General features: G+C 66.4%; 22 protein-coding genes, 1 tRNA gene and 1 pseudogene. 10 read left to right on the forward strand and 14 right to left on the reverse strand.

Annotated elements, in window-relative coordinates; genetic code table 11:
• Positions 1–360: pseudogene (locus ACH49N_RS32220) on the forward strand (hypothetical protein); the annotation flags it as partial.
• A gap of 66 nt (positions 361–426) precedes the next feature.
• Positions 427–1,074: a TetR/AcrR family transcriptional regulator gene (locus ACH49N_RS32225; RefSeq protein WP_358276810.1), complete on the forward strand. Its 648-nt coding sequence runs from the start codon at positions 427–429 to the stop codon at positions 1,072–1,074.
• 68 nt (positions 1,075–1,142) lie between these two features.
• On the opposite strand, the gene ACH49N_RS32230 is transcribed toward ACH49N_RS32225, so the two are convergent.
• Both ACH49N_RS32230 and ACH49N_RS32235 read right to left on the reverse strand, forming a co-directional pair.
• Positions 1,143–2,171, reverse strand: coding sequence for a patatin-like phospholipase family protein (locus ACH49N_RS32230; protein WP_358276811.1), 1,029 nt, complete (start codon positions 2,169–2,171; stop codon positions 1,143–1,145).
• Between the two features lie 312 nt (positions 2,172–2,483).
• Complete coding sequence (locus tag ACH49N_RS32235) at positions 2,484–3,110, reverse strand: nucleotidyltransferase domain-containing protein (protein WP_358276812.1); 627 nt, start codon at positions 3,108–3,110, stop codon at positions 2,484–2,486.
• Between the two features lie 397 nt (positions 3,111–3,507).
• Between ACH49N_RS32235 and ACH49N_RS32240 the strand changes: the two genes are divergently transcribed.
• The gene (locus tag ACH49N_RS32240) at positions 3,508–3,840 is read left to right on the forward strand and encodes a hypothetical protein (protein WP_250772219.1); all 333 of its coding nucleotides are present in this window, start codon (positions 3,508–3,510) and stop codon (positions 3,838–3,840) included.
• A gap of 78 nt (positions 3,841–3,918) precedes the next feature.
• A complete protein-coding gene (locus ACH49N_RS32245; protein ID WP_358276814.1) occupies positions 3,919–4,236 on the forward strand; it encodes a hypothetical protein in 318 nt (105 codons plus the stop codon).
• A gap of 181 nt (positions 4,237–4,417) precedes the next feature.
• Here ACH49N_RS32245 and ACH49N_RS32250 read toward each other — a convergent pair whose 3' ends face one another.
• The 8 genes from ACH49N_RS32250 to ACH49N_RS32285 all read right to left on the reverse strand — a co-directional run bounded on the left by ACH49N_RS32250 (position 4,418) and on the right by ACH49N_RS32285 (position 14,143).
• Positions 4,418–5,245 (reverse strand): TIM barrel protein, encoded by an 828-nt coding sequence (locus ACH49N_RS32250; RefSeq protein WP_358276815.1) that lies wholly within the window; start codon positions 5,243–5,245, stop codon positions 4,418–4,420.
• Positions 5,242–6,966 carry an FAD-dependent oxidoreductase gene (locus ACH49N_RS32255; RefSeq protein WP_358276816.1) on the reverse strand — a complete coding sequence of 575 codons (1,725 nt, stop codon included), beginning with the start codon at positions 6,964–6,966 and terminating at the stop codon, positions 5,242–5,244. The genes ACH49N_RS32250 and ACH49N_RS32255 overlap by 4 nt, the downstream gene beginning before the upstream one ends.
• The gene (locus ACH49N_RS32260; RefSeq protein ID WP_358276817.1) at positions 6,963–8,060 is read right to left on the reverse strand and encodes a Gfo/Idh/MocA family oxidoreductase; all 1,098 of its coding nucleotides are present in this window, start codon (positions 8,058–8,060) and stop codon (positions 6,963–6,965) included. The genes ACH49N_RS32255 and ACH49N_RS32260 overlap by 4 nt, the downstream gene beginning before the upstream one ends.
• Positions 8,060–8,857 (reverse strand): aldo/keto reductase, encoded by a 798-nt coding sequence (locus tag ACH49N_RS32265; RefSeq protein ID WP_358276818.1) that lies wholly within the window; start codon positions 8,855–8,857, stop codon positions 8,060–8,062. The genes ACH49N_RS32260 and ACH49N_RS32265 overlap by 1 nt, the downstream gene beginning before the upstream one ends.
• Positions 8,854–10,803 (reverse strand): FAD-dependent oxidoreductase, encoded by a 1,950-nt coding sequence (locus ACH49N_RS32270; RefSeq protein ID WP_358276819.1) that lies wholly within the window; start codon positions 10,801–10,803, stop codon positions 8,854–8,856. The genes ACH49N_RS32265 and ACH49N_RS32270 overlap by 4 nt, the downstream gene beginning before the upstream one ends.
• Complete coding sequence (locus ACH49N_RS32275; RefSeq protein WP_358276820.1) at positions 10,800–11,702, reverse strand: shikimate dehydrogenase; 903 nt, start codon at positions 11,700–11,702, stop codon at positions 10,800–10,802. The genes ACH49N_RS32270 and ACH49N_RS32275 overlap by 4 nt, the downstream gene beginning before the upstream one ends.
• 29 nt (positions 11,703–11,731) lie before the next feature.
• The gene (locus ACH49N_RS32280) at positions 11,732–13,096 is read right to left on the reverse strand and encodes an MFS transporter (RefSeq protein WP_358276821.1); all 1,365 of its coding nucleotides are present in this window, start codon (positions 13,094–13,096) and stop codon (positions 11,732–11,734) included.
• A gap of 153 nt (positions 13,097–13,249) precedes the next feature.
• Positions 13,250–14,143: a LysR family transcriptional regulator gene (locus tag ACH49N_RS32285; protein ID WP_358276822.1), complete on the reverse strand. Its 894-nt coding sequence runs from the start codon at positions 14,141–14,143 to the stop codon at positions 13,250–13,252.
• Positions 14,144–14,275: 132 nt separating this feature from the next.
• Between ACH49N_RS32285 and ACH49N_RS32290 the strand changes: the two genes are divergently transcribed.
• Entirely contained in the window at positions 14,276–14,968 is a 693-nt protein-coding gene (locus ACH49N_RS32290) for an SDR family NAD(P)-dependent oxidoreductase (RefSeq protein ID WP_358276823.1), read from the forward strand.
• A gap of 51 nt (positions 14,969–15,019) precedes the next feature.
• On the opposite strand, the gene ACH49N_RS32295 is transcribed toward ACH49N_RS32290, so the two are convergent.
• Entirely contained in the window at positions 15,020–15,178 is a 159-nt protein-coding gene (locus ACH49N_RS32295) for a hypothetical protein (RefSeq protein WP_358276824.1), read from the reverse strand.
• A gap of 416 nt (positions 15,179–15,594) precedes the next feature.
• Here ACH49N_RS32295 and ACH49N_RS32300 point away from each other — a divergent pair, with 416 nt between their 5' ends.
• Positions 15,595–16,257, forward strand: a complete 663-nt coding sequence (locus ACH49N_RS32300) for a hypothetical protein (RefSeq protein ID WP_358276825.1) — start codon at positions 15,595–15,597, stop codon at positions 16,255–16,257.
• 4 nt (positions 16,258–16,261) lie between these two features.
• Positions 16,262–16,951, forward strand: coding sequence for a hypothetical protein (locus ACH49N_RS32305; protein ID WP_358276826.1), 690 nt, complete (start codon positions 16,262–16,264; stop codon positions 16,949–16,951).
• A gap of 261 nt (positions 16,952–17,212) precedes the next feature.
• Here ACH49N_RS32305 and ACH49N_RS32310 read toward each other — a convergent pair.
• Together ACH49N_RS32310 and ACH49N_RS32315 are read right to left on the reverse strand one after the other, a co-directional pair.
• Positions 17,213–17,286: transfer RNA gene (locus tag ACH49N_RS32310), tRNA-Gly, on the reverse strand.
• A 96-nt stretch (positions 17,287–17,382) separates the two neighbouring features.
• Positions 17,383–18,207 (reverse strand): oxygenase MpaB family protein, encoded by an 825-nt coding sequence (locus ACH49N_RS32315; protein WP_358276827.1) that lies wholly within the window; start codon positions 18,205–18,207, stop codon positions 17,383–17,385.
• Between the two features lie 86 nt (positions 18,208–18,293).
• Between ACH49N_RS32315 and ACH49N_RS32320 the strand changes: the two genes are divergently transcribed.
• Both ACH49N_RS32320 and dcd read left to right on the forward strand, forming a co-directional pair.
• Complete coding sequence (locus tag ACH49N_RS32320; RefSeq protein ID WP_358276828.1) at positions 18,294–18,941, forward strand: TetR/AcrR family transcriptional regulator; 648 nt, start codon at positions 18,294–18,296, stop codon at positions 18,939–18,941.
• Between the two features lie 17 nt (positions 18,942–18,958).
• A complete protein-coding gene (gene dcd, locus ACH49N_RS32325; protein ID WP_358276829.1) occupies positions 18,959–19,528 on the forward strand; it encodes a dCTP deaminase in 570 nt (189 codons plus the stop codon).
• 13 nt (positions 19,529–19,541) lie between these two features.
• Here dcd and ACH49N_RS32330 read toward each other — a convergent pair whose 3' ends face one another.
• Positions 19,542–19,961 carry a hypothetical protein gene (locus ACH49N_RS32330; RefSeq protein WP_358276830.1) on the reverse strand — a complete coding sequence of 140 codons (420 nt, stop codon included), beginning with the start codon at positions 19,959–19,961 and terminating at the stop codon, positions 19,542–19,544.
• Between the two features lie 198 nt (positions 19,962–20,159).
• On the opposite strand from ACH49N_RS32330, the gene ACH49N_RS32335 reads away from it, so the two are divergent.
• On the forward strand, positions 20,160–22,790 hold the full coding sequence (locus ACH49N_RS32335; protein ID WP_358276831.1) for a LuxR C-terminal-related transcriptional regulator: 2,631 nt from the start codon (positions 20,160–20,162) through the stop codon (positions 22,788–22,790).
• Positions 22,791–22,805 lie beyond the last annotated feature (15 nt).

Consider the following 22,805-nt stretch of genomic DNA (forward strand, 5'->3'; position numbering starts at 1 on the left):
GTCTCTCGAAGAGTCACGCGATGGCCGCCTTCTTTGGCTACGACACGCCGGTCAGGTTCGAATCCGATTCATACACCACTCTGCTGGACGCAACCCGCCGAGCATGCGCCGGTCCGGCAGTGCCGCGACAAGACCAGTCCCACCCCGAGCAGGCCACGGCATCGCCGGGTCCGCCGCAGTGTTCCCACCGCGACACCCCAGGCGGGGGTGAATCAGATAAGAATTGTTCCTGCACCTCGAGCGTCGGTGTGGGACACGGTCAAACCCGCAGCAGCATCGCACGGTGTCACGGGTAGCCGTGAAGTACGTACTTCTCCAACCTCTGCCACATCAGTGGCAGAAAGTATGAGAGGTACGTAGACGCTGGCCTGGGGTCTGGAGGAGGCCGGGTCGCGCGGTCCCCGCAAGGGGCTCACGCTCGACCGGGTGCTCGACGCCGCGATCGAGGTGGCCGACGTCGAAGGTCTCGCGGGGCTGTCGATGAGCCGCGTTGCCAAGCAACTGGGGTTCACCACGATGTCGCTCTACCGGTATGTCGACAGCAAGGATGACCTGATCGAGCTGATGGCGGACCGCGCGATCGGCGCCCCGCCCACCGACCTGCCGGTGTCCGGTCCGTGTAGGGACCGGCTCGAAGCCTGGGCCCGAGCCGAGTACCGGAGCGCACGCGTCCATGCTTGGTGGGCTGAACTGTCCATTTCGGCGCCGCCGACCGGGCCGAACAACCTGTCGTGGCTCGAGGCGGGACTGCGCACCCTCGCGGACACAACGTTGCCCGAAGACACGAAGGTTCAAGTGGTACTCAATGTTTCACTGTTCGTGATCGGGCGCGCCCGGTTCGTCAACGACCTGGAGCGGTCGGCGGCGTCCACCACACCGGTCGACTATTCGCAGATGCTCCCACTCCTGCTCGACCGGGAGCGATTCCCCGCGCTACTGTCCGCGATCGCCGCCGGGGCATTCGATCCGGACGGGAGCGACGACGCCGATTGGCTCGAGGACGACTCCCGCTTCGGCCTCGACCGCATGCTCGACGGCATAGACCGGTTGGTGGAGAAAACCGATGCCGGATGACGCCGCCGCGGAATTCGCTGCGGACCGTGACCGGGGCCGGTTCCCGGGCGGAGCGCAGTTTACGGGAGCTACCCGGGCGGCATCTGCCGGAACCTCTGAACGTAGGAATTCCAATTCCAGGTGGATAGGAACGCTTGTGCCGCTTCGTATCCGTTTCGGTGGAGAGCCTCGACGTCTTCCTGGTGAATGTCGAAGTCGAGGGCCCCGACATCGGTGGAGTTCACCCGAATTGCCCGGACACTCACCCACGGCTGGTTCAGGTACGCCTGATCGCGACCGACGAGCATGGTGGTGAGAACGCTTTCGAACAGGTGCGGTGGCCCGAGAAGGCGCAGGAGTCTGAGATGGGGGATGACGTCATCGTTCCCGGCCGGCAGATTGGGCAGAACGGTGACCCCGAAGGTGGGCCGTCGGGGCAACTGTCCATCGGTCCGATCCAGTGAATCGATCGGGAAGTTCGAGAGCACTCCGCCGTCTACCAGCGTCGAGGTCATTCCGGCGGCACTGGTCAACGAGACAGGACGGAAGAAGAACGGGATCGCCATGGACGCCCGTACCGCGTCGGCGACGGATTGAGCGTTGGGGTCGAGGCCGTAGACCCGTTCAAAGTCCCAGGGCAGGCGGACCAGTTGCCCCGTCGTCACGTCGGTCACGGTGACCACCAGCCTGTACCGCTGTTTCATTGGCAGGGTGCCGTCAATCTCGAGGTCGTGAAAGGTAGAGACTCCGAGCCTGTCGAGCGTGTCCTTGATCCACTGGTGGACACGATCGCCCCGGTAGAGTCCGGTGCCCCGCAGCAGCGCCCACGATTGCCCGAGAATCGGGATGTTCTCGAGGAGACCGGGATCGAGAAACTCTCGATAGTTGAGATGGGTGAGTCTCTTCAACTGCTCGCCGGTCACAGGTTCCCCGCTGGCGGTGACGGCCGCAAGGATGGCACCCACGACCGCGCCCGCCGACGTACCGGACACGCGATGAATCGTGTATCCGGCATCGATGAGCGCAGACGCGGCGCCGACCAACCCGATTCCTTTGACGCCGCCACCTGCTAGGACGAGGTCGGCTTCTTTGCTCTCCCGTGACGCAGTCAAATCCATCTACCCCCTGGCCGCTTGTACATCCGCCCCGGTCGCACCTGACGCGGACTCTGGTGCCAGCGCTGGTGCGGCCGGAGTGTCAAAATTGAGCTCTGCGCCCATCGTCCTCGCTCCGTCGCCGGGGAAGGGCGAATTCGAGAGGTTCCGTACATTGCGCCCCGATTTTCTGGTCCACCAGTAGAATCGGGCCGGCCCACACTCACATCGTCCGGTGTCTGGCACGTCTGCACGCGGACTCGCACTGTCGCATCATCCTGAAACTCTCGCTGCGATGTCCGCGTGCACCCACAGCGTCACGCCGCGTCCGCCCAACTACCGATTACCTTGACGCAGCAGCCGGGTGAAACCAGCCCGCGAACCGGCCACCGTCAGCCCCTCTTTCGCCACCTCTCGCAGGACTGGTGCGTCCGTGCCGCGGCCGGCGATCTCACTCTGCATGAACTGGAGATCTCGCGCATCGTTGCCGGTCCATCTGGTCACCTCGGCCATCAGCTCTGCCACCTGTTCATCCCACTCCTCGTCTGCGACGGCGTCCGGCCGGACAAGGAAGATGTCGATGTCGCTGTCGATCGACATCGTTCCGCGTGCAGCGGAGCCGAACACGGCGGCATATACCGGGGGAATCTTCCAGCTGTCGAACCGCGCCTCCAACCTGCGCAGGAATTCCCCTGACAAACCGGCGAGACCGATGATATGAGGGAAGGCCAAGTGCTCACGATTGAGCTGATACACGAATGCGTTACCTACTCTGGAAGACAGCACGGTGCCCTGCTTGCTCAATCGTTGCAACGCCTTTCGTATCCCCTCTTCCGAATGGCGCGGCAGCACCCGGTGCAGCTGGCCGGTCGTGAAAGTCGCCTCGGACGCGGCTGCCAGCGCAGCGAGCACATCACCGTCGAGCGTGGGCGTCACTGTCTGTAGCGGCCGGGTCAGATCCATAGTTCCGTTCCCTAGCGACTCGCGTGCACGTACTATTGTACGTCTACCCGCACTATAGTACGGGATCTGCCACCGGGGTCGTGGAAAATGGTGTCACTGGTCGAACTGCGCACTCCACAGAGCGAGATCGATCGCGGTCGCTCCAGAGATTGGACGGGCGAACCTATTCGACTCTATCCGCCACTCACGAGCAGTACATGTTCTGTCCGCTTTGCGTCGTAAGTCGGCCGCCGACGACGTTCGCGGGGCCTGGGGCGTGTCTGGGTAGCGTCAAAAACGTTGTGTACGAGTTCGGGTGCCTCGATTTCAGGTGTTGGCGGATGAGCGATGAGACGTGATCGGCGAGTCATTGCCGTGTCATCCGACGATGGCGGCCTGGCCGATTTAGTCTCGAATGATGGTGCGCGCAGCCGACTTCATCAAGCAGGTGGTCTCCTCGACGCTCTACCGACCGGACGGGACAGTGGAAACGACCCGAGATCCGGCGGTGTGGACCCTGGCTCACCGCGGATACAGCGGGTCCGGTCGCCTCGACGTGTGGGCCTACCGAACACAGGCTGCCGCACTTCGAGCGGGTGCCGTCCTGGCGATGGAAGCCGGCATGGACGAAGACCCTCAATGTGCCGAACTGTTTGCGGCAGGCCGCTGGTCGGAAGTGATGGAGCGGTATGAAGAGCTGAGCCCGGAAGGTCATCTGTTGCGAGTTCAGGCCGCGTTCCTGCAAGCGTAGGCGCCGAACAGGCCACGGCGATGGGGCTCGACTGCGAGGATGGTGCGTGGGTCGGGACCCCCACTACCGGAGGATTCCATGTCTCGGCTTCTGCGCCTGACCCTCATCGCGTCCACGGTGGCCGCCGCCTTGTCCCTGACCGCGGCGCCCGCAAATGCAGCACCACCACCTGTTCCGAGTGGATGCGCACTGCAGTACTTCGTGATCGGCGCCATGTCTACGTGTGATCCCGGGACTGTGAACACTCATCAGGTGGAGCTACATTGCCAGCTACTCGGTGCGTTCCCCTATATGCACTTCCCTGTGTGGGGACCGGAGGCGCCCACTTTTCTGCCCTCCATCGCGCTGTGCCCGCCCCTCCACTTCGGGCTAGGCCCTACGGTGCACGCCCGTTAGGTGCGGGTGCGATCGACCTGAGGTAATGACATGCCCGAGGGCACGGTCGCACCGTAAAGTTCCCTCCGGCCGATGAGATCCACCTGATCCTCGGCCTGGCCCCACGCAATCCCACGGCACGTCGTCGACGACCCCCAGCTCGCGAGATGCAGGGCCGCCCGTCGGGTCGCAGCGATCGTGGTCAGTGGGTTGAAGTGGTGCAATTCGTGTCGAGCACTCTTCGTGTCTGGGTGACGAGTCGGTCGAGCCACGCGTCGGTGCCGACCGCCCGGCGGAGGGGTTCGTTGGGCAGTTCGACGCTCACGGGGAGGTCGGGGGGCAGTGTCGACCAGATGTCGGTGAGGTTGATGCCCCCGGTGCCGGGCACGAGCCGTTCCTCACGCGCGTGGCGGACGAGTTCGGCGTCGTTGTTGGGTGCAGGCACCGAACCGTCGCACATCTGCGCGTAATGCAGCCACTCTCGTGGGATCGCCGCCAGGTCGTCGAGGGTCGTCGTCGAACGGGCGGTATGCAGAGCGTCGATCAGTACGCTACGCGCCGACCCGTCGGCCTGCGACACGATCTCGACCGCGGTGGTCGCGTCGGGCACAGCCGTCCACGGCATGAACTCGAGGCTCGCGACGATGCCGTACTGCGCGCACAGTTCCGCCAGCCGGGCGTAGGAGTCGGTGAGCCGGGCGCGGTCGCGGTCGTCGCCGCCGACGAGCACGGCCTTCGCGCCGAGGCGTGCGCCCGCCTCGAGCAGGGGAACATACGACTTCGGGTCGAAATCTGCTCGCAGCCGGATGATTTCGAGATCGAACACCTCGATCGGCGAATCGTCGAGGCGACGGATCAGTGCATCGAGGGCGGCGTCGTCCTCGTGCAGCGGGTAAGCGGTGGTGCCGGGCGCGGCGGGCAGCAGCCGGATCCCGATGGTGTCGAAGCCGTGCTTCTCGGCGAGGTCCACCTGCTGCAGCGGCGCGGTGTCGAGCACGGTGAGTGCGGCGAGTCCGAGTGGGGCGGTCATCGCAGATCTCCTGTCGGCGAGGCGAGGTGGCGACCGGTGAGGTAGCCGAAGGTCATGGCTGGGCCGAGGTTGATACCGCCGGACGGGTAGTGGCCCCCCATGACGCTGGACTGGTCGACCCCGACGGCGAACAGCCCGTCGATCGGCTGGTCGTCGTCGTTCAGTACCCGGGACATGCTGTCGGTGACCAGACCGGCGAACGTACCGAAGCTGCCGGGCACCACCTTGACCGCGTAGAACGGGCCTTCTTCGAGCGGTGCGAGGGAGGGGTTGGGCCACGGGTTGTCGGGATCGCCGGAGCCGATGGTGAAGGGTGTGGTTCCGCGGCCGAACTCGGGGTCGACGCCGTCGCGGGCGCCCTCGTTGAACGCTGCGACCGTCTTCTCCAGGCCGTCGGGGTCGACGCCGATCTTCTCGGCTAGTTCGCGCACCGTGCGGCCGCGGGTGAGGTAGCCGGACTTCAGGTACGGCCACGTCGGGATCGGCAGCGGCTTGGCCATGCCGAGCGGGAAGTACCGCAGGTACCGCTGGTCGGCGATCAACCAGGAGCAGACCTCGTCGCCGTCGGGGACCTGTTCGACCATCGCGAGGGTGTAGTCGTGGTAGCCGAGGGCCTCGTTGACGAAGCGGCGGCCGTCGGCGAGAACGCCGATGACACCGGGCTTTCCGCGGTCGAGGATGTGCGGGAACACACCCTCTTTGCCGTTTCGGTACCGGATGATCGACACCGGGCAGTACGCCACCGGGGACGCGACCGAGCGGTCAAGGCGGCCGCCGACCGATTCGCCGAGGGTGATGCCGTCGCCGGTGGTCGTGGACGGGGTGAGGGTCCAGTGTTCACGGCCCGTGGGTGTGCGGGGAAAAAGTTCGCGGCGCCGGTCGATGTCGCGACTGAAGCCACCTGTCGCGAGGACGACTCCGCGGCGGGCGGACACGGAGTAGGCCCCGTCCGGGCCCTCCAGCCGGACACCGGTGACGGTGCCCGCCGAGTCGGTGGTCAGCGCGGTGGCCGCCGTGCTCACGCGGATCTCGACGCCGGCGTCGAGCGCCGACCGCAGCAGCCGGCCGACGAGCGCGGTGCCGTTGACGAGTTGCTGGCCGCGGCGGGTGGTGGCGAGGTCGAGCAGGTGCGTGGACACCCTGCGGGCGCAGTGCGCGAACGCCTTCGCCGAGCGGGTCGAGTGCAGAAAGGCCTGGAGGTCCGGACCGGCCATGATGCCCATGCCGAGGAACGACGTCTCGTAGAGCTGCCGACGCAGGAGCGCCGCGACGTCGGGGCCGAGTTTCCGGAGGCTCACCGGCTTCGGCCCGACGGAGCGGTGCCCCGTGCCCGCACCCGGTGTGTCGCCGTGGATGTCGGCGATCTTCGCGCCCGGAACGAACTGTAGCGCCGTCTTCTTCTCGAAGAACTCCACCATCTGGGGTGCGCCGTCGAGCAGGGCGTCGACCTTGGCGGCGTCGAAGTTCTCACCGAGTCGGTGCTCGAGATAGGTGCGCGGCAGCGAGCGGTCCTCGTTCACGCCGTCCGCGTGCGCGAACAGGTTCCGCGGCGTCCACATCCAGCCGCCGGACCACGCCGTCGCGCCGCCGCACGTGTCCGCCTTCTCGACGACGAGGACGGAGGCTCCCCCGTCGGCTGCGGCCACGGCGGCGGACAGACCGCCCGCTCCGGAGCCGATGACGACGACGTCGTAGGTGGCGATGGTGTGTTCCGGGGTCATAGCGTCTCCTGAGCGGATGTCGTTGCGAAAGTCGGTGCGGGCGTGAGGTCGACGACCCGGGCGGTGCGCGAAGACTCGTAGATCGCCGCGATGATCGCCAGCGAGGCGCGCGCGTCACGTCCGGTGACGGCAGGGTCGCGACCGGTCAGGACGGCGTCCGCGAAGTCCTGCACCTGAAGTGTGTGGAAGTCGGCGAGTCCGGCGTTGACTTCGGTGACGTCGAGATTGGCGCGGACGTCGGGGGTGAACGGGGCGCGGAACTCCACTTCGCCGGGGACCGTCCAGATCTCGTTGACGCCCTCCCTGCCCTCTGGGAACTCGAGGACGCTCGCAATCGCACCGGTCTGCCCGATCACGGTGACCCGATTGCCGAGGTTGTGGTTGGCGCCGGTGGTCGCGGTGACGGTAGCCGTGCCGCCCGACGCGAACGAGACGACGGCGGACGCGCTGTCCTCGGTCTCGATGTGGTCGCCGTGTGTGTGGGTGCGGATGACGCCGCTCACCGACACGGCTTCACCCATGAACCACTGGAGCATGTCGATCTGGTGGACGGCCTGCGTCATCAGGACACCGCCGCCGTCGGTGTCCCACCGCCCTCGCCATTCGTCGGCGGAGTAGTAGGACGACGGGCGGTGGAGAAGCACCGACGCCTCACCGAGCACCGGAATACCGATCCGGCCGTCGTCGATGGCCGTCCTGATGCGCTGCGCGGCCGGCCAGAACCGGCGCTGGAACAGCACACCGAACGTGATGCCCGCGACCTCGGCGGCCGCGATCATCCGGTCGGCCCCGGCGACGTCGACCGCGATCGGCTTCTCACACAGCACGTGGATCCCGGCCTCCGCCACAGCGACGACCACCTGCTCGTGCACCGGATGCGGAGTGCAGACGGTGCACGCATCGAGGCCGAGGCCGATCAACTCCTCCACCGAATCGACGGCCCGCGAGATGCCGTGCGCGGATGCGAACTCGTGGGCGCGGTCGACGTCGGTGTCACAGCAGCCGATCAGCGCGACGCCGGGCACCTGCTGCAAGGCCCGGGCATGGTTGCCGGCGATTTTGCCGCAGCCGACGATGCCGATACGTAGGGCCATCAGTAGTGCTCCTCGGTTTCGACGTCCCGGGCCGCGGACTCGCCGCGGTCGAGACGGTTCAGGGCGGCCACGTCGTCGGTGGTGAGCCGCACGCCGAGGGCGGAGAGGTTCTCGGCCTGGCGCGCGGGATTCGCGGATCTCGCGACCGGCACGACACCCTGCGCGAAGTGCCAGGCCAGGACCACCTGTGCGGGGGTGCCGCCGAGGCGCCGGGCGATGTCGGTGACCACAGGTGAGTCGAGCACGTCGCCGCGGCCCAGCGGGCTCCACGACTGGGTGAACACACCGAGTTCGTCGTTGGCGCGCCGGACGGGTAGCCGGGCTACCGACGGGTCCATCTGGATCTGGTTGACTGCCGGCGTTTCTCCGGTTTCGGTGACGACGCGACGCAGGTGCGTCTCCAGGAAATTGGAGACGCCGACGTAGCGGACGAGGCCGGCGTCGCGGCACGCGAGCATAGCCTCGAACGCCGCCACATACTTGTCGTGGCGTGGCAGCGGCCAGTGGATGAGGAACAGGTCGAGCCGATCGAGTCCCAGATTCTTCAGGCTGCGCTCGACCGCGCCGCGGATGTCGCCCGACACGTGGTCGCTTCCACGCAGTTTCGTGGTGACGAACAGGTCCTCGCGGGGCAATCCGCACTCCGCGAGCGCCACACCCACTGCCTCCTCGTTGTCGTAGATCGTGGCGGTGTCGATGAGCCGGTAACCGGCCTCGATGCCGGACAGCACGGCCCGGGTGGCGTCCGGACCGGTCAGTGGCCAGGTCCCGAGACCGAGGGGCGGCATGTCGATCACGCGCTGACCTCCACGCGAGCATCCGCGGCAGAGGTGATCTTCGCGGCGACGTCGGCTGCGGTGACGAGAGCGGCGTGGATGGAGCCGCCGTCGCCACTCGCGTCACCGACCGTGTGGACGCCGAGTCGCGGTGCCAGCGCCCGCACTGCGGCGAGCAGGTCGGTGCGCGGCTCGACGCCGTGCGAGATCAGCAGTTCGCCGGGAGCGTCCACCATCCGCTCGTCTCCGGCGGTCGAGATCACCACCCGGTCTTTCTCGATCCGCGTCACGATCGACGACAGGTGGGTGGTGAGGTTCGCACTCTCCGCGAGCCGCGGCAGCAGCACGATCTTTCCGCGCCGGCCGACGTCGTGGGCGATCGTCTCCTGCGGGCCGATCATGACCACCTCGGTGCCGTGCTGGAGGAGGTCGTCGGCGACCGCGGCCGCTTCCCGGTCGGCGCCGAAGATCGTGATCGCCGCGGGTGCGGGGTCTCCGGATTGCAGGAACTCGCGGACGTCGCGGATCCTTCGGGTGTCGGCCCCGGGGAGGTCGACCTCGGGTCCGCGGCCGCCCGTCGCGAGCACGACGGCGTCAAAGTCCAGGCCGGCCAGTGCGGCGGCGTCGACCCGGGTGCCGATGTGGCAGGTGATGTCGAGGTCGGCGATCTCGGCGAGGTACCAGTCGACGATCCGTGAGTACTCGGGGTACTCGTGCAGTCGCGCAGCCAACGCGAAATCTCCACCGAGACTGTCGCGTTCGTCGTACAGGTCGACACGGTGCCCGGCGAGCGCGAGGTCGCGGGCGGCCGCCATCCCAGACGGCCCGCCGCCGACGACGGCGACACGCACCGCCGCGGCCGCCGGTTTCGACGGCTGCTCGAGTTCGCGGCCCACCCACGGATTGACCGAGCATGGAACGGGTCCGGCGGCGAGGCTGTCGATGCAGTAGTTGCAGGCGATGCAGGGTCGGTACCGGCCGCCGTCCAGCGCGCGGTTCGGGAAGTCCGGGTCGGCGTGCAGGGTGCGGGCCATGCTGACGAAGTCGGCCTGCCCGGATTCGATGATCTGCGCCGCGACCTCGGGTGAGCTGATCCGGCCTGCGACCCCGACGGGGAGGCCGAAGTCACGCGTGTACTGCTCGGAGTACGGGGCGAGGAGGCCGCGGGGCCACTCGCCGGGTTGGATGATCCACTGTCCGGATTCGTAGTTGCCGGCGGAGACGTCGAGGAAGTCGAGCCGGTCGGTGTCGATCGCGTCGATGCGGGCGCGGGTCGTCTCGGCGTCGAGACCGCCGTCGACGGCCTCGAACGCCGAGAACCGCAGTCCGAGAGCGATACCCGGTGCCATCGTGCGCACGGCGTCGATCACCTTGTTGACGAACAGCGCCGGATCGGCCCACTCGTCGTCGCGGTGGTTGTACGCCGGCGAGAGAAACTGGTGGATGAGGTAGCCGTGACCGCCGTGCAGCGAGATCACGTCGACCCCGGCCTGTTGACAGCGCGCGGCGGCCTCGCCGAAGCATTCGATGATGTGAAAGATGTCGTCGCCGTCGAGTTGCTCGGGCATTTCACCGCCGACCACCGCGCACGGGATCGGTGACGGTGCGACGGGGACGAATCCGCTGACGGAACCCTGCGCGGTGCGGCCACCGTGATTGAGTTCCACGCCGACGAGCGCGCCCTGCGCATGGATCGCCTCGGCCGCCTTCGCGATGCCCGGGATGCGTTCGTCGACGTCCACACCCATCTGCCGGATACGCCCCTTGCCGTCGGCCCGCACGTAGCTGGCCTCGGTGAAGACGAGAGCGGCACCGCCCGCCGCACGGCGCTCTAGGTACGCGATGTACTCGTCGGTCATCGTGCCGTCGACCTCGCAGTAGTTGCGCTCCATGGGCGCCGACACGAAGCGGTTGCGCAGTCGCACGTTGCCCAGGTCGAGTGGTGCGGCGAACGGACGCGCGGTCATCGGGACTCCTCGAGAACGGTCGGGGCGCACTGATCGGCGAGCAGTTCGCCGAGGTGGCGTCGCATGCGGTCGGGGTCGGGCGTGATGCCGGTGAGGAGGGCGAACGTGTCGGCCGCCTGAGCGACGAGCATCTGACCGCCGTCGAGCACATCACAGCCGAGAGTGGTTGCTGCCGCGACGAGTTCGGTTCGCAGCGGGCGGTAGACGATGTCGGCGACCCACAGTCCGGGATGGAGCGCGTCGGTGTCGAACGGCGTTCCCGGATGTCCGACCATGCCGATCGGAGAGGCGTTGACGACGCCGTCGCAGTGCTCCAGGTTCGCTTCGATCGCGTCGAGGGGGATGGCCGTGACCCGCGTCTGTGGGAACGCCGCCGCGAGGCGCGCGCAGACGTCCGCGGCACGGGCCGGGTCGAGGTCGGCGACCCGCAGGTCCGTCACTCCGGCGGCGGCGAGCGCGTAGGCGACGGCCGAACCGGCACCGCCCGCACCGGCGAGGACGACGCGGCCGAGCTTGGCATCGGGCAATCCCCGGCGCAGCGCCGCGAGGAATCCGCTGTGGTCGGTGTTGTGACCGATCAGCCGCCCGTCACGGACGACGACGGTGTTGACGGCGCCGAGAAGCCGCGCGTTGCCGGACAATTCGTCGAGGGAGTCGACGACCACCTGCTTGCACGGATGGGTGACGTTGAGTCCGGTGCAACCCGCTGCGACGGCCTGCCGCAGCGCGTCGCCGGAACTGTCGACGGGAATGCCCTCCGCCGCGATGTCGATCAGGTCGTAGCGGTAGTCGGTCAGGCCGAGGGCGGCGGCCTCGTGTTCGTGTAGCGCCGGCGACAGGGACGTGGCGATCCCTGCCCCGACGAGGCGGATCCGGTGCCGGGTGGATACGGGGTGCATGAAAATCTCCTGCAGTGGTGAAGGTCCGGTCAGGCGTCGGTGCGGACGAGCGCCTGGTGCCGCGTGCCGGCCGTCGTCGTGCCGGGTTCGCCGAGATGCTCGGTGGGTGTGCGGTACGTCTCGGGACCGGTGAGCGCGGCGACGGACGACAGCAGCGCGAAGCCCAGGCACATCCAGGCGACTGGGGCCCAGTTCGCGGTGTCACCCGCCGACAGCCACTGTGCGATGGCCGGGGTGAAGCCGGCGACCAACAGTCCCAGCATGAGACTTACGGCCATTCCGGTGTACCGGACCTTGGCGGGGAACTGCTCGGGGAAGTACGCCGGGTACACGCCGTTGGGCATCGCGTAGAACAGGCCGATCAGAACGATGCCGGCCGCGAATACCATCGGCGCGCTGCCCGTTCCGATCGCGTGGAAGAACACGAACACCATGCCCGCGGCACCGACGGCGCCCGTCACGAACACCGGTTTGCGGCCGATCCGGTCGGCGAGCATTCCGAACAGCGGCTGGGTGAGGACCGCGACGAAGTTGGCGACGGCGATGGCCCACAGCATCGTGGAGCGTTCGAGCCCGGCGACCTGCACCGCATACGCCAACGCGAAGACGTTGACGATGGTGTTGATCATCGCGAACGTCGCGCTGAGGCTGATGCGGATCACGGTGCGCCAGTGCGAGCGGAACATCTCGACCACAGGAATGCCCGCGGTGTCGTCGTGTTCCTTCAACTCTTCGAAGACCTCCGGCTCGTCGAGCTTGCGACGCAGCCAAACCGCTACACCCGTCACGACGATGCTGAGGAGGAAGGGGACACGCCAGCCCCACGAGTAGAGCGCGTCATCCGGCAGCGCGGCCACGGGAATGAACACCAGGCTCGAGAGCACGATGCCGAACATGATGCCGCTCATGGTGAACGAGGTGTAGAACGAGCGACGGTTGTCCGGTGCGTGCTCGAGCGTCAACGCGGAGGATCCCGGCGATTCGCCGCCTGCCGACAGGCCCTGCAGCAATCGCAGGAACACCAGGATGACGGGTGCGGCGATGCCGATTTGGTCGTATGTGGGCAGGCACCCGACGACCACGGTCGCGATACCCATGAGCATGAGGCACGCCAGCAGCGAATTCTTGCGCCCGTATCGATCCCCGAGATGTCCCCACAGTACTGCGCCGAGCGGACGCGCGATATACGCGACACCGAGCGTGCCGATCGACAGCAGGGTCGCCGTGGCTCCTCCGCCCGGGAAGAAGATCCGCGGGAAGACCAGCGCGGCCGCGGACCCGTAGATGAAGAAGTCGTAGTACTCCAGCGTGCTGCCGAGGAACCCCGAGACGGCGGCCCGGCGGGCGTTCTCGTTCGGTTGTCCCCCGGTGTCACGAGTAGAGGTGCTTGCCATGGTGTTCCTTTCGTCCCAGGGGTCCGGTGCGCCGCGAAGCGCTTCTTCGGAGGTGATCCACCTCACACGAAGTTCCGGACCGTGACGAGCGTGTCATGGCGGACTATGCGCAGTCCAGCGCAAAAAAAGTCTTAGATATAGACCGAAAATGTCCTAATCGGGGGTCGGGAGAATGTCCTCCGATACCGCGAGGGCCACCCGGAGCGCGTCGGAGACCCGACGCGGGGACCATGCGAGTCCGTGGTTCATGTAGATCGGCTCGCCGGTGAGCGGCACGAACACCGTGCCCGGGGGCGTGAGCGCCGCAATGCCCGACGTCATGAGCGCCACGCCGACACCCGTCGCCACCAGCATCAAGATCATGTACGGGTCGGTGATTTCTTGCACCACGCGGGGACGGAACCCTGCATCAACACAGGCCCGCATCGCGACCTCCTGCAATGCCGAGCCGGCCGACAGCGGTGTGGTGACGAATCCGTCCTCGGCCAGGTCGCGCAAGTCGATCTCCGGCTCGGACGCGAGCGGGTGGTCCGCCGGGAGCACCGCCCCGAATGGCTCACGGCGAATCAATCGGGTCGACACCGAGGCCGTCTCGACGGGAAGTCCGACGAATGCGAGATCGAGTGCGCCGCTATCTAATTGAGAGAGAGCTTCACGAGTCATGATGCGCCCGACGAGGGTGAGTTCGATGTCGGGATAGCGCTGCCGGAGCGCGCGGGTGAGCGGGGGCAGGGACAGGTGATTGAGCACGCCCGTGAAGCCGATCTTGATCCGGCCGTACACGCCCCCGGCGGACGCGCGGCTGGCTTGCCGCGCGATGTCGACACTCTCGAGGATGCGGTAGGCGTGCGGCAGAAACGTATGGCCGGCCGACGTCAGCGCGACACTGCGGGTGCTTCGCTCGAACAGCGGCACGCCGATGTCCTTCTCGAGTTTGCGCACCGTCTGACTCAGCGGCGACTGGGCCATCTGGAGTCGCGCGGCAGCCCTGCCGAAATGCAGTTCTTCGGCGACGGCGACGAACGCCTGCAGCCAGCGAATCTCCATCGGAGTCCCTTCGACGAGTTGGTCACGTGTGGCTCAGGCCATATATTCCAATTCATACACAGTGCGGAACCAATCATTCTGATTTCGCACATAGAAAAAGACTAATGCGCACACAGTCGCGAGGAGAAACCCATGGCCACCTATCCCGAGGGCGCGACGGCGCTCGTCACCGGCGGCGCGAGCGGAATCGGCGCGGCGTGCGCGAAACGCCTCGCCGACGCCGGGGTCCGCGTTGTCACCGCCGACGTCGCTACCGGGGCCGACGAGCACCTCGACGTCACCGACGCTGACACCGTCGAGAAGCTCGCCGCTCGGCTCGGACGCATCGACATCCTCGTCAACAGCGCCGGTGTCGTGGGACCGTCCGCTCCTCTGGTGGACATCGACCTCGAGGACTGGCGCCGAACGTTCCGCATCAACGTCGACGGGACGTTCCTCCTCTGCCGCGCATTCGTGCCAGCCATGGCCGCCGCCGGCTGGGGGCGGGTCGTGAATCTGGCGAGCATCGCCGCGAAGGAGGGTAATCCCAACCAGAGCGCCTACTCGGCGTCGAAGGCGGCCGTGATCGCGCTGACGAAATCACTCGGCAAGGAAGTCGCCAAGACCGGTGTCCTGGCCAACGTCGTGGCACCCGCCGCGGTGCAGAGCCCGATGAATGCCGGCACCGACCCGGCGATTCTCGCGCGGTCGCAGAGCCTGACCCCCATGGCCCGGATGGGACGGCCCGAGGAGATCGCCGAACTCGTCGCATGGTTGTGCTCGGAGGCGCTCAGCTTCTCCACCGGCGCCGTCTACGACGCCAGCGGTGGCCGGGCGTCGTACTGAGGGGATGTTTGCATGGTCGTGTCGTCGAATCCTGTGCTCCGGATGCGCGGGTCAGGTCGCCCACAGATCGGGTTCGTTGATCGCCTGCACGCCCGCTGTGGCGAGGGCGTCGAGGTATCCGCTCATGCGGTTGGCGGACACTCTGGACGTGCCGGGACCGCCGAGGATGGCGACGTTGCGCCGGCCGGTGGCGACGACATACGAGGCCATCTCGAACGAGGCGGAATAGTCGTCGATACTGACCCAGTCGGAGGGCTCGTCCTCGATCTTGCGGTAGAGCTACACAATCGGGATGTTCTCGTGACGAGCTTTACGAGTAGTGGCTTGTGGTCGGCGACGAGCGAAGCCCTCGGTGAGGGCGTCGACCCGACCTGGCTCGGCTCCCGCCGGCGATCCTCCGGAACCGACACAACGACAGGGCTGAGGCCGCGAGGGTATCGACAACACACCTGTGACGGTGCCAGGGCTACCGTTCTTGACTCGCCACATCTGATCCAGCCCTGGCCGACCAAGGTTGGGTCAGCTAAACGGGTGACGGGAAGACCTCGAACCGTGGATGCAGCCTTTCCGACGGAATGTACGTGGAGTACGATAATTTTACGTTCTTTACGTTTCGGAGGTGTGGGATGGCGGAGAATCGGACACGGCGGAAGGTGATCAAAGTCCCGGCCGCGAAGAGCGGGGGTGGGCCGCGGGTTGTTGCCGGGCGCGGTCACCGGTTGAATGCCGCCGCCTACCGCGCTGGTACGGGCCGTGGTGTGGAGGTGGCGGGCGAGTTCGTGGAGTACGTGACTCGCAATGCCCCGCGGCAGGAGTGGGCGCTGATCGCGAAGCTGATTCTCGATGAGGCGTTCGCCGGCCCGGTGGGAACCCGTGCCGGAGACCTCGCCGGGGCGGCGGCCGAGCGGCGGCAGTCGTTGCTCGAGCGGGTGGCGACCCTCAAGGCCGGGGAGGCGGGCCGGGTGCTGGCCCCGCGGGCGGGGGAATCGCGGACCCTGGTGAAGAAGTTGCGGGACGAGGGTGTGTTGCTCGGTTTGCCGTTGGGGCGGCGCCCCGATTATCACTATCCGACGTTCCAGTTCGATACGGTGCATCACCGGGTGTGGCCGATCGTGGCGTATGCCAACAGCAGGTTGGGGGCGGCCGAGGATCCGTGGGGGGTCACGTCCTGGTGGCGCACCCCTTCCGACATCCTCGACGGCCGAACCCCGTTGCAGGAACTCGAGGACGGCGATCTGACCGAGATCGCCGTCGACAACATGATCAACGCTGCCGAGCGGGGAATGTAGGAGAGTGGGGGCCTACAACGGCAATCCGGCGAACATCGACATCATCGCGGCGGGGACACCGGTGTGGCGGGTGCACTGGACATCCTCGTCATATCCTCCGAATGCGTTCAACCGAAGTAACATCGCGCCCTGGGTCGATGCCAGCACCCTCGATATCCGCACGACTGCCATTCCGGCCCAGGGGCGATTCGAGCCGGTCCACGACCCGGCCGTGTGCCCGGGTGGGGCCGCGCTGGGCGGGTACCTGTATGTCGGGTTGTCCGTGGGAGCGGTGGTCGCCGAAGGGATTCTGCGTGGCCAGGACATCCCACCGGACCTGATCATCCGCAAGCGGCTCCTGGCCGGCAAGTCGTTGGCGCAACTCGTGCTGGACGACAACGTCGACATCGCCGTCCTGGACGGGCAGCGGAACCTGATCCGGCTCGGCCAGGACGCCTCCCTGACGGCGTGTACCTGGCGGGACTACGGGCAGACTCGCCGGACCGCGATCGACATTCTGACGAACACCCCCGCAGCGCAGGGCCTTCGCTACGAGTGCCGGCACGGACGAAACGAACTCGCGCTCATGCTGATCGACGGACGAACGACACCGGCGCTGACCGTGGTGCGCTCGGCACCACTCGACACCGACGGCTGGGCACGGGATGCGGTGACCGCCTCGCTCCTCGATGATTTCAATCTGACACTGGGGTAATCGGCGGAAGATCCCGCAATAGGGCGGCGCGGGGCGATCCCGCGCATCGAGGCGGAGGCGTTGACCGCCCTTCTGAGGGCGGTGGACCCGGATCGGGACCTGGTGATCCGGCTCCGCTCGTCCCGGGATGGCCCGCCTGGAACCTGGAAACTGCCCTCTGGGCGCTGCATGGGATCGGCCGGGATGAAGGTGACGATGCTGATCGCCCGCAAACGCCCCGGCTGTATCCGATTTCGGACTCGGTCGCTAGTGAGGTCTTGTTGGAGCCGATGACGGGAATCGAACCCGCGTATTCAGCTTGGGAAGCTGATGTTCTGCCATTGAACTACATCGGCGCGCATGATATTGGGCGCCCGTAGGCAGGCCCAACACCCTGCGGGGCAAACATTAGCAGATGATGTCGGTCTCGCTGGAGGCGCACACGCCGATGCTCAGACGAGTGGTCGGCCGGACTTGATTCGCCACCGCAGGTCGCGCATGAGCAGGTTGTAGGGGAGTTCGCGCAGGGCGTTGGGCAGGCGGCGGCTGACGGCGCCGATGGTCCGGAGGATGCGGTCGAAACGTCGCTGGTCCGTCTCGCTCCAGGTCAGCTGCATTTCTTCGCGGAAGTGTTGGGGGAGGAAACCTCTGGTGAAGAACAGGTTCATCGGGCCGAAGAGGCGCGAGATGATGGTGGGGAGAAATTCGAGCCGTGCGATGGAGAGGACGTGTTCGCGGATGGTGTCGTCGATCGACACGTTGGCCAGCGAACGGTTCCAATACTCCTCGAAGGCGGCGCGGTCGGCCGGCCACATTTCCGGTGGGACCTGCAAGGTGGTGCCGAAAGTGGCGCCTTCCTTGTAGAAGTACGCCGACGCCTCCGGGGAGAGGTCGCCGTGCAGGGCCCGGGTGACGTCCTCGAATCCGCGGTAGATGCAGGCGGCCACCCACAACTGCAGTTCGGGGTCGAAAGCGTTGTACTGGACCGGGCTGTCTGCGGTGGACCGCACTTTGGCGTGGGCGCGGTCGACGCCTCGACGGAAGACGGCTTTCTCCTCGTCGGTGCCTCGTGCGGCGACCACGAGGTAGGTCAGCGTGGTGCGGGATCGTTTGATCGGATGCCGGAAGAGCTGCCCGCTCTCGACCCGACTCTCGTACACGCCGTACCCGACTCCGGGATGTGCCAACTGCATGATGATGTTGGCAGCGCCCGCCAGTAGGCCGGCACCATCCATGACCTGGTCGAGACGGTCTGGTGCGTCGAGTGACGTCGACATAGTTGCTCCTGTTATCCATCCACGGGGCGTGATCTGAATACGACCGTACTCACATATATGTTCGTCGTCCAGAGTTCGGTGGAAAGATGGTCGCCATGGTTACGGCACCGTCAGGTTCGACAGGTGGCCGCATGTATGGCGGTCTGGAGGGCGATGCGCGCCGCGCCGAGCGTCGCGCGCAGCTGATCGAGGCCGGACTCGACCTACTGGGCGGGGATGACGGCGACCACACGCTGTCGGTACGCGGAGTCTGTAAGCGGGCCGGACTGGCCACTCGTTACTTCTACGAAAGCTTCACCGACCGCGACGCGCTGATCGTCGCCGTCTACGACCATGTCGTGCAACGCATCGCCACCAGCACGTTGGAAGCTGTGTCGACGGCGGGGCCGGGCGAACGCGAGATCGTCGAAGCAGGCGTGCGCAACATCGTCCGTGCGGTCGCCGAAGATCCCCGGCACGGCCGACTCATGTTCTCGGTAGCGCAGTCGAGTGAGGTGCTGGCGCAGCGACGGCTCGACAGTTCGCGTTTGTTCGCCGGCCTGGTGACCAAGCAGACCGTCGGGTTCTACGAGGTGGCGGAGAGTCCCCGTCTCGACCTTGCCGCGCATTTCATGGTCGGGGGCCTGGCGCAGACACTGACGGCCTGGTTGAACGGCACCGTGTCACTGCCCGAGGAAGACCTCGTGAACACCTGCACCGATCTGCTGCTCTCGATGGCAATCCACACCCGCTGACCCGTTAACCTCTACCTGTGCTTCTCTCCGACCGCGATCTCCGTGCCGAAGTTTCCACTGGACGTCTGGGCATCGACCCGTTCGATCCCTCCATGGTTCAGCCTTCGAGCGTGGACGTGCGCCTCGACAGCTTGTTCCGGGTGTTCAACAACACCCGCTACACCCATATCGACCCAGCTCAGCGGCAGGATGAACTGACCACGCTGGTCGAACCGGCCGAGGGAGAGCCCTTCGTTCTGCACCCCGGCGAGTTCGTTCTCGGCTCCACGCTCGAGGTGTGTTCGCTGCCCGACGACCTTGCCGGGCGACTCGAGGGTAAGTCGTCACTCGGTCGCCTGGGTCTGCTCACACATTCGACCGCCGGGTTCATCGATCCCGGGTTCAACGGCCACATCACCCTGGAGCTGTCCAATGTGGCGAACCTGCCCATCACGCTCTGGCCGGGAATGAAGATCGGGCAGCTGTGCCTTCTGCGGTTGTCGAGCGCGGCGGAGCACCCGTACGGCAGCTCGGCCGCGGGCTCCAAGTATCAGGGGCAGCGGGGGCCGACCCCGTCCAAGGCGTACCTGAATTTCGCACAGGACTGAGCGCTCCCGGACCTCACGCCCGCGCGTTCCATTCGGCGATCACCGAGTGCACTCCGATCGAGTCGATCGTCGATCGGAGTGACCCCTCGACGGCTGTCCGGCATTCGAGATACCGACGGCCGATGTAGGCGCTCGGTGACTCGGTAACGCCGATCAAAATTTCCGGAAACATGGTGCGGCTGCCCTCGATGAGCAGAGCCTCCTCGTCGACTGCTCGCACGGTAACGGGCGCACTGCCAGTGACGTTGCCGACGAGAAGCGCGAGGTAACTCGTATCGGTGTACTCGTCCCGGACGACGATCAATCGTGCGTCGTTGTCGCCCAGTCGTATCGACTGGTCGAGTATCCATGGAGCCGAGCATGTTTCACGGTACGCGGCGCGGTCGGCTGGCCGCTCCGTGTCACTGGAGATTCGCTCAGGCAGAGTGTTCATGACCATCTCCTGCACCTCGGAAGGCCCTCTGCGGGGTCCTGAGTCCAGTCTGCCGAATGTACCCACTCCAATCATGGGTAGTGGACTACCTGTTCTCTGTGTATGGGAGCCAGACGAGGTCGTAATGAGACCGTACATTCGTTATGAATTGCAGCGGAGGGGCTGAGAACGAGGGTGTCGACAAACTAGACTTCGAGAATGAGTCAGAGGTGGCCCCTGATTCGAAGACAAGCCGAGTTCGACGCCATCACCGCGTCGCTGAAGGCCCGGTCCGAGTGTTGCGGGGTGGTCCTTACCGGCGATCCTGGCGTGGGGAAAACCACCCTCGCCCGGTTCGCGACCGAATCACTGCCCGGCGAGGTGCGCTGGGTTGCCGGGACGGAATCCGCCCGAAGCATCCCGCTCGGCGTTTTCGCTCACCTGGTGGGTGCGTCGACCTCTCGGGATCCGGTCACGCTACTTTCCACGGCACGGCAGGCCCTCATTCACGACGGCGACACCCACCAGGACATGGTGATCGGTGTCGACGACGCCCACCTGCTCGATCAGCTCTCGGCAACATTCTTGCACCAACTGGCCCTCGATCGGGTGGTCAATATCGTCGCGACCGTCCGGAGCGGTGAGACCGTGCCCGACGCGATCACGTCCCTGTGGAAGGACGGGCACCTTCTCCGGCTGGAATTGATGCCGTTCACGCGCGAGCAGAGCATCGAACTGGTCGAGTCCGTGCTGGACGGCCCGCTCGAGGGGCTGAGTGCCGACATGATCTGGGAGGCGTCGGGGGGCAACGCACTGTTTGTCCGCCATCTCGTCGAGGGCGCGCTGGAAGCGGGGACACTCCGCCGGTCCGGCGGTGTCTGGCAGCTGCGGGGTCGCGCAGCAATCACCTCCGAGCTCGCGTCACTACTCGAAACCAGGATCGAGAAAATCCCGTCCGACGTGCTCCAAGCGCTTCAACTGCTGACCTTCTGCGAGCCGCTCGACCTAGATGTTCTGTGCGCTCTCGCCGGTGAAAACGCAGTGGAAGAGGCGGAAAGACGCGGCCTAATCAGGATCGCCGAAGAACGACACCATCTCGATGTGCGCTACACCCATCCGCTCTTCGCCGAGGTGATTCGCCGACGGGTCGGTCGTGCGGCGGGACGCCGGCTACGCGGGAAGCTGGTGCAAGAGCTCGGTAATGGTGCGGTGACGGGTGCGGCGCACCGGATACGTCTCGCCGAGCTTGCACTCGACAGCGACCGATCCGTCGACCCGGCGCTGCTCGCGTCGGCGGCTGCGGATGCCATCGGGCTGGCCAATGTCCCGCTCGGTGAACGTCTGGCACGTGCAGCGTTCGAAGAAACGGGTGACTTCGGAGCGGCCGACCTCCTTGCCCGGGCATTGTTGTGGCAGGGGCACGCGGCCGAAGCCGAGGCACTGCTGCTCGCATTTTCCCCCGACTCGTTGACTCAAGCGCAGTTGGTGCGCTGGGGGACATCACGTATCGCGAACCTCTTCTGGGCACTCGGCGATTCGGAGAAAGCGGACGACGTCCTCGCAGTGCTACGCGAGCGTGTCACCAAACCGAGTCTCCTTCCGGTGGTCGAGGGAATCGGATCTGTGTGCGCGGTCTTCGAGAATCGACCGCAGGAAGCGGTGGACGCCGCGTGCACTGTTCTCGCCTCGGAGCGGCCGTGGGCGGTCGAATGGGCGTTCTTCGGCGGGGGACTGGCGCTGGCGTTGATGGGACGCGGCGACGAGGTTCCCGCGTTGGCGGCGCGGAGCGCGGCCGTTGCCGAACAGATCGACGGACTGCTGCGCTTTCCCGCCGGGCACGGCGAGATTCTGGCCTTGACCATGACCGGGCAGTTCGATAGGGCGCAGCGCCGAGCCGAACAGTATCTCGCGTTCGCGTCGAGTGGCCGATACCTGGCATGGGGGCTGGCGAATATCCTGGTCGGGACGGTCGAACTCGTCCGCGGACGGTTCACCGCCGCGGCTCAGCGCCTCGAACAGGCGATCGCAGCACTCGACGTGGGCGACACCGCTGACGCAGTGTCCTGGAGCGTCCCCGCGTACATTGCCCTGGGACAGACATACGCCGTGCTCGGCCGCATCCACGAGGGGCAGCGCGTCATCTCGGAGGCGCGAGCCCGCAGTGGCCGGCACGTGGCAGTGTTCGGGCCCCAACTCGAACTGTCTGCCGCGTGGCTCGCCGCGGCTCAGGGTGAGACTTCGCAGGCCATCGCGCTCGCACGGTCCGCCGCCGAATCAGCAGCAACTGCGGGACAGTTCGGTGTCGAGGCGGCCGCACTGCACCTTGCCACTCGATTCGGTGACCATTCCACTGCTCCGCGACTGGCGGCCCTTGCCGAACAGTGCGACGGCGAACTCGTCCGAATCGCGGCAGCACAAGCATCCGCGTCAGCCTCCGCCGACGGACCCGGGCTGGCGGCGGCAGCTGACAGATTTCGAACGGTCGGTGCACTTCCCGATGCCGCCGATGCCTTTGCGCAGGCCGCGATCGCCTTCCTCCGCGCGGATGTCAAACGACTCTCGGTCGAGTGCGCCGCCACGGCGGCAGCACTGGCGGACGAATGCGACCGGATGTTGTCTCCTGCTCTTGCGGAGGCCGCACATCCACTGCCGCTCACGATTCGGGAACGTGAGATCGCATCGATGGTGGCGGCAGGGTTGTCGAACCGGCACATCGCCGACCGTCTCTTCCTGTCGGTCCGAACCGTCGAGGGACACGTCTACCGCGCGTGCATCAAACTGGGTGTCGCGGACCGTGACGAGCTCGCCCAGTTGATGAACCTCACCACACGACCAACTAAAAACGAGTAGTCGGCTACTCGTGTG

Source organism: Rhodococcus sp. NPDC019647, assembly GCF_044389235.1.
Classification (GTDB): domain Bacteria; phylum Actinomycetota; class Actinomycetes; order Mycobacteriales; family Mycobacteriaceae; genus Rhodococcus_F; species Rhodococcus_F oxybenzonivorans.

What these genes read in the sequence shown, in the direction of transcription:
- ACH49N_RS32230 (WP_358276811.1), bottom strand. Translation starts at nt 2,171, where the DNA reads ATGGATTTGACTGCGTCACGGGAGAGCAAAGAAGCCGACCTCGTCCTA.
- ACH49N_RS32235 (WP_358276812.1), bottom strand. Translation starts at nt 3,110, where the DNA reads ATGGATCTGACCCGGCCGCTACAGACAGTGACGCCCACGCTCGACGGT.
- ACH49N_RS32240 (WP_250772219.1), top strand. Translation starts at nt 3,508, where the DNA reads ATGGTGCGCGCAGCCGACTTCATCAAGCAGGTGGTCTCCTCGACGCTC.
- ACH49N_RS32245 (WP_358276814.1), top strand. Translation starts at nt 3,919, where the DNA reads ATGTCTCGGCTTCTGCGCCTGACCCTCATCGCGTCCACGGTGGCCGCC.
- ACH49N_RS32250 (WP_358276815.1), bottom strand. Translation starts at nt 5,245, where the DNA reads ATGACCGCCCCACTCGGACTCGCCGCACTCACCGTGCTCGACACCGCG.
- ACH49N_RS32255 (WP_358276816.1), bottom strand. Translation starts at nt 6,966, where the DNA reads ATGACCCCGGAACACACCATCGCCACCTACGACGTCGTCGTCATCGGC.
- ACH49N_RS32260 (WP_358276817.1), bottom strand. Translation starts at nt 8,060, where the DNA reads ATGGCCCTACGTATCGGCATCGTCGGCTGCGGCAAAATCGCCGGCAAC.
- ACH49N_RS32270 (WP_358276819.1), bottom strand. Translation starts at nt 10,803, where the DNA reads ATGACCGCGCGTCCGTTCGCCGCACCACTCGACCTGGGCAACGTGCGA.
- ACH49N_RS32275 (WP_358276820.1), bottom strand. Translation starts at nt 11,702, where the DNA reads ATGCACCCCGTATCCACCCGGCACCGGATCCGCCTCGTCGGGGCAGGG.
- ACH49N_RS32280 (WP_358276821.1), bottom strand. Translation starts at nt 13,096, where the DNA reads ATGGCAAGCACCTCTACTCGTGACACCGGGGGACAACCGAACGAGAAC.
- ACH49N_RS32285 (WP_358276822.1), bottom strand. Translation starts at nt 14,143, where the DNA reads ATGGAGATTCGCTGGCTGCAGGCGTTCGTCGCCGTCGCCGAAGAACTG.
- ACH49N_RS32290 (WP_358276823.1), top strand. Translation starts at nt 14,276, where the DNA reads ATGGCCACCTATCCCGAGGGCGCGACGGCGCTCGTCACCGGCGGCGCG.
- ACH49N_RS32295 (WP_358276824.1), bottom strand. Translation starts at nt 15,178, where the DNA reads ATGGCCTCGTATGTCGTCGCCACCGGCCGGCGCAACGTCGCCATCCTC.
- ACH49N_RS32300 (WP_358276825.1), top strand. Translation starts at nt 15,595, where the DNA reads ATGGCGGAGAATCGGACACGGCGGAAGGTGATCAAAGTCCCGGCCGCG.
- ACH49N_RS32315 (WP_358276827.1), bottom strand. Translation starts at nt 18,207, where the DNA reads ATGTCGACGTCACTCGACGCACCAGACCGTCTCGACCAGGTCATGGAT.
- ACH49N_RS32320 (WP_358276828.1), top strand. Translation starts at nt 18,294, where the DNA reads ATGGTCGCCATGGTTACGGCACCGTCAGGTTCGACAGGTGGCCGCATG.
- ACH49N_RS32330 (WP_358276830.1), bottom strand. Translation starts at nt 19,961, where the DNA reads ATGAACACTCTGCCTGAGCGAATCTCCAGTGACACGGAGCGGCCAGCC.
- ACH49N_RS32335 (WP_358276831.1), top strand. Translation starts at nt 20,160, where the DNA reads ATGAGTCAGAGGTGGCCCCTGATTCGAAGACAAGCCGAGTTCGACGCC.